Origin of the sequence: Prevotella sp. C561, from assembly GCF_000224595.1 — a bacterium.
GTDB classification, from domain to species: Bacteria; Bacteroidota; Bacteroidia; order Bacteroidales; family Bacteroidaceae; genus Prevotella; species Prevotella jejuni.
In genome coordinates this window covers 1-12532 of sequence record NZ_JH114149.1, presented here as the reverse complement: position 1 = coordinate 12532, position 12532 = coordinate 1, and the positions used below count along the sequence as shown (strand labels likewise).

Sequence of the window (12532 nt, the reverse complement as noted above, 5' to 3'; positions counted from 1 at the left end):
ATTCTCTCCTCTTCCGTTATTAATCAGCCACAACGAGCGGTATTGTTGATGTGACAACCGTCTTATCGTGCTGATCCTTTACTGTTACCTTCAGCTCAGAAGCTTCCACACCCTGCAACTCCTTGTTCAAGTCGAGTGTTGCCTCACGCTTATCGCGCACGCCAGGCATAGTACCAGTAATCGTCTTTGTACCTGCCACGATAGTATATTTCAAGTCACCAGCCGTACGCTCATTGTATTCACGCGTCAAGGTAAGGATGTCCTTACTGCTTAGACGTGTTGGGAAATAAGAGAAAACAGGGTCTGGATAAGGAGTAGCCGTACCAGCCTTCTGCTTTTGGTCACCACTATTCACACCCCACTGGTTAGCTCCTGCAGCATCCTTTATGACCTTTATGATAAGATAAGTCATGTTTTCAAGCTGAAAAGCTGCCTTTTCATCGGGGTCAGCAAGGATGGTTGGCTTGTCTGCCTGACCTGCATCTTGTGGGTTATAAGCATAGTATTCACTTGGAACACCTACATTCCAAACGTACAAACCATTAGAAAGTTTCTTCAAACCTGTCTTTGCCAACACTGCAGGACGCCATACATCCAAGGTCTGTTGTACGGTCCAATCGTTCAAACCTGAGTGTGCAGCAAACTCAACGAAGTCGGCATCTTTTGCCAATTCTGTCAATGTCTTCTCACCTAACTTATATACATCAGGATTGAAAACTACCGTCAACGGCTCGTCTAAGGTGAACTTATCGGTGAAACCCTTATCTTTCTTGCCACTGAAGAAACGGATTCCATCACCCGATTTCTTAAACTCCTTGAACTCAGAACGGCTGTCAGGAGCTGCGAAAACACCCGACCACATACTACCATCTTTCGTCTTCAAACGCTGCCAAAAGCCTGGCCATGCATCATCTTCAAACTTAGACACATCACTGTTGAAGTATTGTGTCGGTACCATAGTCTTCTTATAGATGTTGTTACCAACGTATTCCAACTTCGCAAAGTCAGACGAATTACCGCCATGACCAGCGTCTGGTTCAGTCGGTTGCCATGCCCATAGATAGAGGTCGACTCCCTCTTGAAATCCTACATCGGTCATATCGTAGTAGAAAGTAACCTCTTCATCAGCCGTGAAGACAGCAGGAACTGTCCAGCACTTTGGTGCCTTCGGTAGTTCTACACCATCAGCAAACAATGCCAAGGGGAACAAGCACATCAATGCAAATAATATTTTCTTCATATTGATTCTGTTATTTTAGGTGAGACAGGAAGTTATGTCGAGTCGATGTAACTTAGTGCTTGGGCCTACAAAAGTCTATCTTTTGTAATAGCTGTCAGCTCAAAAGCACAAGAACAGATAACCTCCAGCCTCCGTATTTACTTTACTGCCTGAGTCAGATTGTAAGTGTAGGAGACAAAAGGCTGCCCATTTGTCTTACGTGTCAAACGGTATTCCAACGTCTTCGTATTACCCGGTACGGCCGTTACAGTGAGTGCTGTCTCAGCCTTTCCATCGTTGAGAAGGAGTCGACTTGGCGTGTTGTCGCTCTTAGTGAAGTTATAGTCCATCTTCCATGTACCACTTGTTGGCAACAGCATCGGTGCACTTCCTTCCACCGTGAAGGTCGATGGGTTGCCAGCTTCATCTTGGTTTAGATTGATGACAAACGTGTCAAAGTCGAGCAAATCAGTCAATGTCTTTGTGCGAGCATTCGCTTCATCAGTCTGCATAACAGAGTTAACCACCCACTTACCACTAATCTTCTCGCTCAGTGTTATCGGTGCTGTGTAACTTCCGTCATCAACTGTAGAACATCCCGTGAACGCCATTGCCGTAGAAAAAAGTAGTCCAATAGCGAACAAATTACCTGTGATTGTTCTCATAGTGAATCTTGTTTTTAGTTATTGAATAGTTGTTTTATAATTTCATTCTCTATTGGCAAAGTTAGCTATCAAATTCCAATAAGTAAAGAAAACTACCAATTGTATAAACATAAAAGGGTGATGTGAAAATGCAAATGACTGAAAATCAGTTCTTATCTGTTGCCCTTTAATTATAATGATATAACTCTAATATTACAGTTTTCAGCCTTGTTTAGCATGTAATTGAGCCTTTTCAATCAAAAAAACAGTCGATTTTACGTCTTTCTGTTGACGTTGATATTCATCCCACAGCGGTCTACTACGGAATTATTTTCATGAAAAAAATAATTATTTTCATGAAAAAAAATATTTCCACTCGTGAAAAAAAATATTTCTCTTCATGAAAAGAAATCGTTTGTGCACATTTTTGAATAGCTTAACAAGCGTCTATGACTATCGTGTTGAGCAATGAATAAGAATAAAAAGAAGGTCGAATGACATATCAGACGAGGCTTGTTAGGAGTGAAGAGAAAGCCGAACAGCAGTGGAGAGGATAAAAATATAGAGCCTATCTCACGACAGACTCCACACTCTTGAATTAACTTATAAAATGAGTTTAATTAATTCTATATTACTTAAATTACCCAAATAACAAATATATATACCAAATATTATAACGAAGTTCACACTCCTAAATAAACTAAACCTAATCCGTATTATTATTATATGAAGCTCTTCATTCCACTGAATAAGAAACCAAACAATCTGTTTCTATAGTCGAAAACGAAGCTGATAGACTTGTTTTCGGTTAGCGAAATTACAAAAAAATACATGGATGGCAAGTGGTTTAGATGATTGTCAATGACAAATATAAAGAATATGAACGGTAGATAAAGATGCACACCAATATAAGAAGCTGGTTTACAGATTGTTTGTGAAAAATGTGTACGTCATATAATATAAGCTTGTTATTTGATGAGAATGAAGGTAAAAACCCTTGTTAAGTGTCTTCTTGACGTAAGATAATCTTTGTATTAAGTTCAATTAATATTCGTTTAATACGTTGATTATCAGTAGTATAGACTCTTCGTGATGCGTAAACACTTAGAATTGGCTTTTTTAACTTCATATTGTAGTATGAAAACTCTATTTTTGTTAGCGTAAAGTCTAACCTTAAGACCTTATTAAACAAGAACTAAATCAAGTGATATGATGAAGAAAAAGTTATTAATCGCACTGACACTTCTATTGTCTTGTACAATGGTGTCAAAGGCTTCGAAGGCCGACGAGTGGAAGATACCATCGGCTGATGCCAAGGGACGAGTGGGTGCTTTGATGCCTTACACACGTTACGACTCAGAGACAGCAGCACTGGGAGGAGGCGCAACATTGAAGACCTCGCCTACATGGGACCGTAAGAACATTGCTTCGCAGGCTTCCCGTCAGTCGTATGTTGACCTCCCAACGAATGGTGCTTACGCCGAATGGACAATGAGAGGAGACGCTAATGGCGTCACATTACGCTTTACTATGCCTGATTCTCCTGACGGGATGGGGCTGAATGGTTCGTTGGATGTCTATGTAAATGATAAGAAGGTGCAGACAGTCAAGCTGACGTCTTATTATATGTATCAGTACTTTGCTGGTGGTAATCCAGCTGATAAAAATGACGGAGGAACGGCTTGTTTTGCCTTTGATGAGACCCATTTCCTTCTGAATAAAGCCCTTCGTGCAGGCGATAGAATCCGTATTCAGAGTTCTGGGGCCAATGGTTATGACTATGGAGTAGACTTCATAGAGACTGAGGTAGTGCCAGACGAGATAGAATGTCCTGCTGGTGCGGTGAACGTAACAGACGCCAAATACCGCAAGTATGTCAAAGGGAATGATTATCTCAAGGCTTTTGAAGAAGCATTGAAAGATGCAGATGCAGGGTCAAAGATACTTTATATCCCTGCAGGAACCTTCGAATTGAGTAGCATCTGGTATATCTTTGCCTCCGACGTAACAATTACTGGCGCTGGTATGTGGTACACTAACCTTAAGTTTACGAACCCTAACCCATTCGGAGGAGGTATTTCGGGTGGTAATGGCTCACACGGTAGAGATGGCTATTGTAGTAATGTTGAAATCTGTAACCTATACCTTAACTCCAATCTAAGGAGTCGACACAACCAGCAAGCAGTGTATAAATGCTTCATGGATGTCTTCAAAGACGGTAGTGTTATCCATCATGTATGGGAAGACCACTTTGAGTGTGGCTTCTGGATAGGCGACTATAATGGTGCTGTGGATTACAGCAATGGACTGAAGATAGTAGACTGTCGTATCCGTAATAACTTTGCTGACGGAGTGAACTTCTGCCAAGGAACATCTAATGCAACGGTTTATAACTGTAGTGTTCGCAACAATGGCGATGACGGTTTGGCAATGTGGAACGATCATACGATGGGGGCGGTAGACGAAAAGAACAACACCTTCGCTTACAATACCATAGAGCTTATCTGGCGTGCAGGCGGTATTGCCCTCTATGGCGGTGATGGTCATAAAATCTATAACAACTATCTTGCTGACATGTTCATGGCTTCAGGTATTCATCTGAATGATGTATTCTCTGGTCCAAAGTACACGAACACACAGAAGATTAGCTTAGACAACAACATACTCGTGCGTTGTGGTACTAACGATGACAGCTGGCATGAAGACTTAGCTGCCATTGATATCAAAGGTGGTGTACGCAATGTAGTCTTCAACAACACCAAGATCTATGACTCACCTTTCGATGCTATCCGTGTCATGTCAGGCCCATCAGGCATTGAATTTAAGAACACAGAGATTCTTGGTGCATCCCTTGCAGGACAGACAACAAAGTATTCTACATGGGAACACTCTACTGGTGCTATCCGTTTGGACGTCGATGGTGTGAAGTTTAGCAATGGTATTAAGATTGCAAACGTCGGCGAAGACAAGATAAAGAACAACCAGACATGGCCTGTATGGACAGATAATAACAAGGCACGTGCGGCAGCTATCGGTTATGAATACCTAAGTGACGCTACGTATAAAGTTCCTGATTTCCCAGAGGCAGACACCAGTCAGCAGGGAGGAATCGTCAATCCGTTAGAAGGAATCAAAGGATATGACGTCGATCTACAGGGTTTACGATGGGAGAATACCGATGGTAGCACCTCACTGAAGGAGGGAGATGCTGTTACCTTTAAGTTTGCTCTTACGAACGTAAGTAATGTTGACATTCCTGCAGGGGTCAATCTTGGCGTGAAGGTGACTGTCGATGGACAGGAGAGCTTCGTCACAACAAGTTATAAAAAAGGCTTGAAGGCAAAGCAGACTATTATCCTTACGACACAGACAGCATGGAAGGCAGTAGCCGGTGGACACGTGGTAAAGGCAGAAGCCGACTATCGTAACCGACTGACAGATGAGTTAACAAGAGACAACAACAATCGTGAGAAGAAATTTAATGTAGCTGAGAATGAGGACGATGGCGACTATACTCCTGTGACAGGAGGCTATGACCTCGTTGTAACAAAGGTTGCCTTCGACAAGAAAACCATTAACCCTGGTGATGAAGTACGCTTCACAGCGACGATTGTCAACGCTGGTGACAGAGACGTACCAGCAGGTACAAAGCTCGGTGTTCAGTTCCAGATTGATGGTAACACGAGTGTTATCACATGGAACGATAAGCACTATGGCGGTTTGAAGTCACATCAGAAGATAACGCTTTCAGCAACTGGTGGTACGAACGGAAAGAGCACTTGGACGGCAACAAACGGTGTTCATACCCTCACAGCATGGGTAAATGACACGCACGACTATAGAGACGAGGTGAATGGCAGCGATGATGCAAATAAGAAGAGTATTGAGTTGAAGATCCCATTGGGAGCTGTCAGATTCTTCTCAGCAAGTGAAGTCAGTTCGCCAGACGACTTGAATAACCTTAACCAAGCCAATGCTATTGATGGTGTGAAGGGTAGGACAGAGGCGGAAGGTGCCTACTATGACCTCCAAGGAAACAAGGTGGCCACAACAAAAGAGAACCTTAAGCCAGGGCTTTATATCCACAATGGAAAGAAGATCATCGTAAGGTAATAGCAGAACTAATCATGGGAAAGAGTAGGAAACACACTTTCCTATAAAAGATAAAAGTATCGGCCGTAAGAAAGTTACGGTCGATATTTTTTTGTAGTTATTAATAATTGTTTTATTTTTGCAGGTAGATTAGAAGGAAGGAAACCTTCTGATTGTCAATTAACAATACCTCAGATGAATACGCTTATGAAGTTATACCTGTCATTTCTATTCCTGCTTATTCCCTTGCTTGGCGTTGCAAACAATGGAGAATGGGAGAAGCGACTATACCAACTCGACCAAAGTTTAGAGAAAAAGAAGGTATATGAGCATGAAAAACTTGAGAATATCAAACGATTGAAACAACGTTTGAAAACGACTCCAAGGGCTGACAGATTTGATATTAACCGACAACTCTTCAACGAATATTCATCCTATCAATATGACTCGGCCTACGTCTATGCCAATCACCTGCTCGCTGAGGCTCACAGACTGCAAAACCCTAACTATGAAGTAGAGGCACGCTGCGACTTAGTCTTCTGTCTGTTGTCTGCAGGACTGTATTCTGAGGCCTTTAACGAACTACATTCTATCCACATCGAAGGGACAAGCGCCAACGTAAGAAAGCTTTACTTCACAATGGCATCACGCCTCTATTATGACGTGTCAGACTATACTCGCACCGAACCTTACCAGAGTCAGTATGTGAAGCAGGCTGGCGTTTATACGGACTCCTTGCTTCATTATCTCCCTAAGGGGTCGGCTGAGCGACTCTATGCCATAGGAATGAGACAGATGAAGGAACGGAAATATGAGGCATCACTCGATACTTTCAAGCAGTTTCTACAAGGAAGAAGAGTAGACCTGCACCATAAGGCGATTGTTACCTCTTGTATTGGATGGATTTATCTCTTCCTAAAAGAGAACGACCAAGCCATGGACTATCTTGCACAGGCGGCTATCTATGATAACGAAGGGGTTGTAAGAGAGACCACAGCACTATGTACCTTGGCTAAACTACTTTATAGGGAAGGTGACATACAACATGCAACCGAGTATGTCAGAGAGTCGCTTTCGAATGCAAACTTCTATGGCGCACGCCAACGAGTGATAGAGGTTAGTAGTGTGTTGCCCATCATCGAACAAGATAGATACAAGATAATGCAGGCGCAACGCAATGCCATAGCCATCGCAGCAGTCGTCTTCATCCTCTTTCTTATTGGTCTGTTGATGGCAGGATGGTTCATCCGTAAACAGATGATAAAGCTGAAGAAGGCACAAGCACTTATCGCACGGCGTAACCAACAGTTAGAGGCTAAGAACGAACAGTTGGAGGAGGTGAATAAAATCAAAGATGAATACATTGGTAGGTCGTTCTATATTAATTCGGAATACATTAATAAAGTGGAGAAGCTCTACCGTTCTATCGATCGTAAGATATCGATGAAACGATTTGATGACCTACGTTCCTCGTTGAAAGAAAGTGAATTAGGAGAAGAGAGGAAATCAATGTTTATTGATTTTGATGAGACTTTCTTAAAACTCTTCCCACAATTCATAGAGAACTACAACAAACTCTTTGACGAACCCGACCAAAGACCTGTTGAGAAGAGACAGCTCACGACAGAGATGCGTATCTTTGCCCTTATCCGATTAGGTATTACTGATTCTGAACGTATTGCATCGTTCTTAAACTATTCTGTACATACCATTAACACTTATAAGACACGTGTTAAGAACCGCTCAAACGTTGATAATGATAAGTTTGAACGCTATATAATGGAGATTAATTAGGGGTACTCTTTATGTGTGATGAGGCCCCGAATGTGCGTTAGTGTTCGTAAACTCCAATCGTGCTAAGGCTTTTCATTAATTGAGCTAAGGCTTTTCAACAATCGTGTTAAGGCTCTTCTTTAAGCAAGCTAAGGCTTCTTATCAATTGTGTTAAGGCTTTGTAGTAAACGTATTGGATGCAAGGTGTTGTATAGGCTTGTATGCCATCGAATGAAGGCCATCAAAGGAAAGAAAACAAACAAGCGTTTATAGGTGATGATAAGTAAATGACTACGGAATAATAGTAGTCTACTTATAACCAGCTATAAACGCCTGTTCTTATTGTGTTAAAACAGTATTTTAGGCATCAAAGGCCTCTTCTTCAGCCGCAGCAATGATAGCCTCGCGGTCAATATCCTTTGAATGAGAAATGTCTGAGAGGTCGAAAGTATCGGTGTTATCCCCTTCTTTCGTCTTCTCCGAAGCCTCCGTCTGCTCTACCTTCTTCTCATCAGCAGCCGATGACTTCTCATCAAACACCTCTGTATGGAAAGGATTCTCGTGTTTCTCGACATCTACTTCAGAACCAACGATAAAGTTCATGTCTTGAGAGGTCTCTGGAACATTGAGGACAGGTTCCTCTTCCATCTTTGTACGGTTGGCCTTTGCTACAAATATCTCGTCTATGAACTGAGGTTCCCGACGAAGTCGTTGTAGGGTGAGCTTGGATGCCTCTTGTTGACTTTCCTTCTTAGAATAACCATGACCTTCCCCACATGGGATATCCTCCATAATCACTTGGAAATGGAAAGTAGGACTCCCTTGTTTGTCTTTCTGGTTTTCAATCAGCTTGAACTCCATCTTAACCTTGTTCTTCTGGCTCCATTCGATGAGCTTAGACTTGAAGTTTACCTCCTTGTAAGCTACCTTATCAATATTGATAAGCTTACCAAGAACCTGCTGCTTCATAAACTTCATGCAAGCATTATAGCCGTGGTCAAGATAGAGCGCACCAACAAGTGCTTCGAAAGCATTACCACCAAGATAACTGTTATGCGAAGATGTGTGGCCGTTAGAGAGTATCAACTGACCGATTCCCATCTCCTTTGCCAGACGATTCAGCGTATCGCGTTGTACTAATTTAGAACGGGTGTTCGTTAAGAAACCTTCGCGCTTCCCAGGGAAATGCTCGTAAACAATGTCACCAACAATGGCGTCCAGTATAGCATCACCAAGGAACTCAAGCCGTTCATTGTTTACTGGCTTGCCTTTCTCGTTACGACGCGCTACGCTCTTGTGTAAGAGTGCAGTCTTATAATAACTGATATCGTGGGGGATAATGCCGATGATTTGATACAAAGACAAATAAAGCTCCTTCTCCTTACGGAAAGGGAGCTTTATTCTATCGATAATCTTATTCAGCATACTTCTTGAATATGACACAAGCATTGTGGCCACCAAAACCGAAGGTGTTGCTGAGCGCAGCACGTACCTCACGCTTCTGAGCCTTGTTGAACGTAAAGTTCAAGTTATAATCCAATTCTGGATCCTTGTCATCATCTTCATGGTTGATGGTAGGAGGAATGATGTCATCCTTAACAGCCATTACGCAAGCTAAAGCCTCTACAGCACCAGCTGCACCAAGAAGGTGACCTGTCATACTCTTTGTAGAAGAGATATTCAACTTGTAAGCAGCCTCACCAAACAAATCCTTGATGGCCTTTGCCTCTGAAATATCACCTACAGGAGTTGATGTACCGTGAACGTTGATATAGTCAATGTCCTCTGGCTTCATACCAGCATCTGCAAGTGCTGCCTTCATAACAAGCTTAGCACCAAGACCCTCTGGGTGAGAAGCTGTGATATGATGGGCGTCAGCTGACTCGCCTTCACCAACCATCTCTGCGTAAATCTTAGCTCCACGAGCCTTTGCATGCTCTAACTCTTCAAGGATAAGACAGCCAGCACCCTCACCCATTACGAAACCGTCGCGGCTTGCTGAGAATGGACGTGATGCGTGCTGTGGATCATCATTGCGTGTTGAAAGGGCGTGCATGGCATTGAAACCACCTACACCGCAAGCGCAGATGGCTGCCTCGGCACCACCACTAACAATGATGTCAGCCTTACCAAGACGAATCTGGTTGAATGCTGCAGCCAAAGCGTTGGTTGAAGAAGCACAAGCTGAGGTTGTAGTGTAGTTTGGACCGTGGAAGCCAAACTGAATACTAATCTGGCCTGAAGCAATGTCAGCAATCATCTTAGGGATGAAGAATGGATTGAACTTAGGACCATTCTCAGGATGCTGTGCATAATAAGTCACCTCATCTTCGAAGGTCTTGATACCACCAATACCTACACCATAGATAACACCTACACGGTTCTTATCAATCTTCTCCATGTCAAAGTTGGCATCCTTAACACCCTGAATGGCACTAACCATTGCTAACTGAGTGTAACGATCAAGCTTACGAGTCTCCTTACGATCAATATAATCATTGATGTTAAGGTCTTTTACCTCGCAAGCAAACTTTGTCTTGAATAAGCTTGTATCGAAATATGTAATAGGAGCAGCACCACTCTTGCCTGCAAGCATATTCTTCCAAGTCTCCTCAGGAGTGTTACCCAATGGAGTAACAGCACCAAGACCTGTTACAACTACTCTTTTTAATTCCATGTGTGAAATATAAAATAAAAAAGTAAAGTAAAAAAAAGCCAAGCAAAGGAATAGACGCTTTGCTTGGTTCTTTTATCTTGAGTAAACCTTACTTAGCGTTCTCCTCGATGTAAGAGATAGCGTCGCCTACTGTAGAGATCTTCTCAGCCTTATCGTCTGGAATAGAAATACCGAACTCCTTCTCGAACTCCATGATGAGCTCTACTGTATCCAAAGAATCAGCACCGAGGTCGTTTGTGAAGCTTGCCTCTGGTTTTACCTCAGCCTCGTCAACACCAAGTTTCTCTACGATAATAGCCTTTACTTTTGATTCAATTTCTGACATAATTGTAAGTTTTAAATTGTTTAATATTGATTTCCAAATTCAAAATGCGGTTGCAAAGGAACTGTTTTTTTCCATGTATGCAAGTTTTTTGATTAAAAAAGCACTCTCTATTGCACAAATCATATATATTTGTGCATCTTTTTATACGTTTTATCACATTATAATGCGGTAAATCAAACAATTATATAGTATTATTCTAAACTTTATTTATGCCTCAGATTTTAGCTGAATTAGTTTTATAAACTGGTACACCTTGATTATTATAAAGACAAAATCAAGGGCTTCAGACTTTTGGAGTGATAATGATCAGCCTAAACTTTAGGTCTCTGACGAAATGTTACACAGAGAAATGGAGAGTACGGAGGGATATCAAAACAAAGCACTGGTAGGCAAGGAGGCACCATCAGTGTGTGGAGCAATGGAGATTGTTTGTCAATTCTATGGTACTTCCGTTAAATGCGTAGATTGGAAATAGAACAAAGGCTTATGCACTTGCAAGGTATGCCTGTCCAAAATCACATGGTCTTACATCGGAAGATAAACTATAAGATAAGATGCAGAAAAGGCAAATTGATACTGTGTCTGTTCATTAGCATGTCTTTCTGCCTATACATACAAATTATTACCATAACATCGGTGTCTGTAAATATTTTTACGCAGTTCAAAACTGACACATACTCTTCTGGCTTCTTAAAGACGCCTGATTACCGTGCAATAGATGCTCTTTTAGCGTGTTACTAACGCCCTTTTGAAGTCCAATTAAGCACCTTTTAAGAATGACTTGATAACCAGTTGATTGGCTGCTGGTTATAAACTTACATTTTTGCATTTGTTTTTTATATTTGCAGATGATAAGTCTGAAATTATGTAATGACTTTTCAAACTCTTGTCTGTATTTTGAACGTATTAAAATGAAAAGGTTGTTTTGCATCGGAAGGTGATGATAGAATGGACAGTTGACTGCCTTGCCCATGTTTTTGTTTGATGAATTATTTTGGGTCTTCTGTTAAAGCTGTACGAAAAGCATCTACGCATTTAATGGAAGAACCAGAATAAATATGGCTTTGAATGTGTATAAGATATTAAACCTTTGTTATTTTGTGTTGTATCAATTGCTTTTATGAAATTATATGATTACTTTTGACAACGAAAATGACAACAGATTGCAAATCTTCCTCTTCTTCCAAAGAGCAAGACTGTTTTACAGCCACACGCAGAGGAGACTTCAAAACGTTGTTAGGGGTTTTCTCTTTTTTGTTTCTCATACGTGAGGGAAATTAAGATGACCTCGTTTTCTTATTTTTCTAACTACTATAAAATTATCTATCATGAGTTCATTTAGAGCAACATTGGAATTAGGTGGCAAGGAGTACGACGTACTCTATTCTAACTACGAGTTCAGTCGTACGACTGACAAGAAGGGTCAGCCTGCATCAAGTATCTCTGGTGGCCGTATCAGCGTCACTATCGAGTCTACTGATGACACTTCTACTATCGAGGCTATGCTCAATAGTCAGTTCAAACCTGTTGAGGGTAAGATTGTTTACAAGAAGAGTGAGGAGGATGCTAAGATGAAGGAGATTTCTTTCAAGAATGCTTACATCGTTCACTACAAGGAGACACTCGACGTAAACAACGAGGCGCCGATGACCATCGCGATGACCTTCTCTGCTGAGAATATCACCGTGGGTAATGCCGAGCTCGATAACCGCTGGCCTCGTTCATAGGTCTAAGAAACTTAAGGACTGTGTCGGGCTACGTGCTTGACATGGTCCTTTAGCTTTCTATTTAGGTCTCATCGC

Annotated in this window: 9 protein-coding genes; 4 read left to right on the top strand and 5 right to left on the bottom strand. The window is 41.7% G+C overall.

What is annotated here, in order from left to right:
- Positions 1 to 19: 19 nt before the first annotated feature.
- Positions 20 to 1240, bottom strand: a complete 1221-nt coding sequence (locus HMPREF0666_RS11105) for a hypothetical protein (protein ID WP_009012442.1) — start codon at positions 1238 to 1240, stop codon at positions 20 to 22.
- A 137-nt stretch (positions 1241 to 1377) separates the two neighbouring features.
- Complete coding sequence (locus HMPREF0666_RS11100) at positions 1378 to 1884, bottom strand: DUF5004 domain-containing protein (protein ID WP_009012441.1); 507 nt, start codon at positions 1882 to 1884, stop codon at positions 1378 to 1380.
- 1188 nt (positions 1885 to 3072) lie between these two features.
- Here HMPREF0666_RS11100 and HMPREF0666_RS11095 point away from each other — a divergent pair.
- Positions 3073 to 5976 carry a right-handed parallel beta-helix repeat-containing protein gene (locus HMPREF0666_RS11095; RefSeq protein ID WP_083822545.1) on the top strand — a complete coding sequence of 968 codons (2904 nt, stop codon included), beginning with the start codon at positions 3073 to 3075 and terminating at the stop codon, positions 5974 to 5976.
- A gap of 174 nt (positions 5977 to 6150) precedes the next feature.
- Positions 6151 to 7749 carry a DUF6377 domain-containing protein gene (locus HMPREF0666_RS11090; protein WP_009012439.1) on the top strand — a complete coding sequence of 533 codons (1599 nt, stop codon included), beginning with the start codon at positions 6151 to 6153 and terminating at the stop codon, positions 7747 to 7749.
- A gap of 339 nt (positions 7750 to 8088) precedes the next feature.
- On the opposite strand, the gene rnc is transcribed toward HMPREF0666_RS11090, so the two are convergent.
- The 3 genes from rnc to HMPREF0666_RS11075 all read right to left on the bottom strand — a co-directional run bounded on the left by rnc (position 8089) and on the right by HMPREF0666_RS11075 (position 10730).
- The gene (gene rnc, locus HMPREF0666_RS11085) at positions 8089 to 9153 is read right to left on the bottom strand and encodes a ribonuclease III (RefSeq protein ID WP_009012438.1); all 1065 of its coding nucleotides are present in this window, start codon (positions 9151 to 9153) and stop codon (positions 8089 to 8091) included.
- Entirely contained in the window at positions 9143 to 10405 is a 1263-nt protein-coding gene (gene fabF / locus HMPREF0666_RS11080; RefSeq protein ID WP_009012437.1) for a beta-ketoacyl-ACP synthase II, read from the bottom strand. The genes rnc and fabF overlap by 11 nt, the downstream gene beginning before the upstream one ends.
- 88 nt (positions 10406 to 10493) lie before the next feature.
- The gene (locus HMPREF0666_RS11075; protein WP_004358972.1) at positions 10494 to 10730 is read right to left on the bottom strand and encodes an acyl carrier protein; all 237 of its coding nucleotides are present in this window, start codon (positions 10728 to 10730) and stop codon (positions 10494 to 10496) included.
- Positions 10731 to 11079: 349 nt separating this feature from the next.
- On the opposite strand from HMPREF0666_RS11075, the gene HMPREF0666_RS18465 reads away from it, so the two are divergent.
- Together HMPREF0666_RS18465 and tssD are read left to right on the top strand one after the other, a co-directional pair.
- The gene (locus tag HMPREF0666_RS18465; RefSeq protein ID WP_255346428.1) at positions 11080 to 11205 is read left to right on the top strand and encodes a hypothetical protein; all 126 of its coding nucleotides are present in this window, start codon (positions 11080 to 11082) and stop codon (positions 11203 to 11205) included.
- Between the two features lie 853 nt (positions 11206 to 12058).
- A complete protein-coding gene (gene tssD, locus HMPREF0666_RS11065; RefSeq protein WP_004384141.1) occupies positions 12059 to 12457 on the top strand; it encodes a type VI secretion system tube protein TssD in 399 nt (132 codons plus the stop codon).
- Positions 12458 to 12532: the final 75 nt, after the last annotated feature.

Coding starts and splice junctions, on each gene's coding strand:
- HMPREF0666_RS11105 (WP_009012442.1), bottom strand. CDS start 1,240: ATGAAGAAAATATTATTTGCATTGATGTGCTTGTTCCCCTTGGCATTG.
- HMPREF0666_RS11100 (WP_009012441.1), bottom strand. CDS start 1,884: ATGAGAACAATCACAGGTAATTTGTTCGCTATTGGACTACTTTTTTCT.
- HMPREF0666_RS11095 (WP_083822545.1), top strand. CDS start 3,073: ATGATGAAGAAAAAGTTATTAATCGCACTGACACTTCTATTGTCTTGT.
- HMPREF0666_RS11090 (WP_009012439.1), top strand. CDS start 6,151: ATGAATACGCTTATGAAGTTATACCTGTCATTTCTATTCCTGCTTATT.
- rnc (WP_009012438.1), bottom strand. CDS start 9,153: ATGCTGAATAAGATTATCGATAGAATAAAGCTCCCTTTCCGTAAGGAG.
- fabF (WP_009012437.1), bottom strand. CDS start 10,405: ATGGAATTAAAAAGAGTAGTTGTAACAGGTCTTGGTGCTGTTACTCCA.
- HMPREF0666_RS11075 (WP_004358972.1), bottom strand. CDS start 10,730: ATGTCAGAAATTGAATCAAAAGTAAAGGCTATTATCGTAGAGAAACTT.
- HMPREF0666_RS18465 (WP_255346428.1), top strand. CDS start 11,080: ATGGAGAGTACGGAGGGATATCAAAACAAAGCACTGGTAGGCAAGGAG.
- tssD (WP_004384141.1), top strand. CDS start 12,059: ATGAGTTCATTTAGAGCAACATTGGAATTAGGTGGCAAGGAGTACGAC.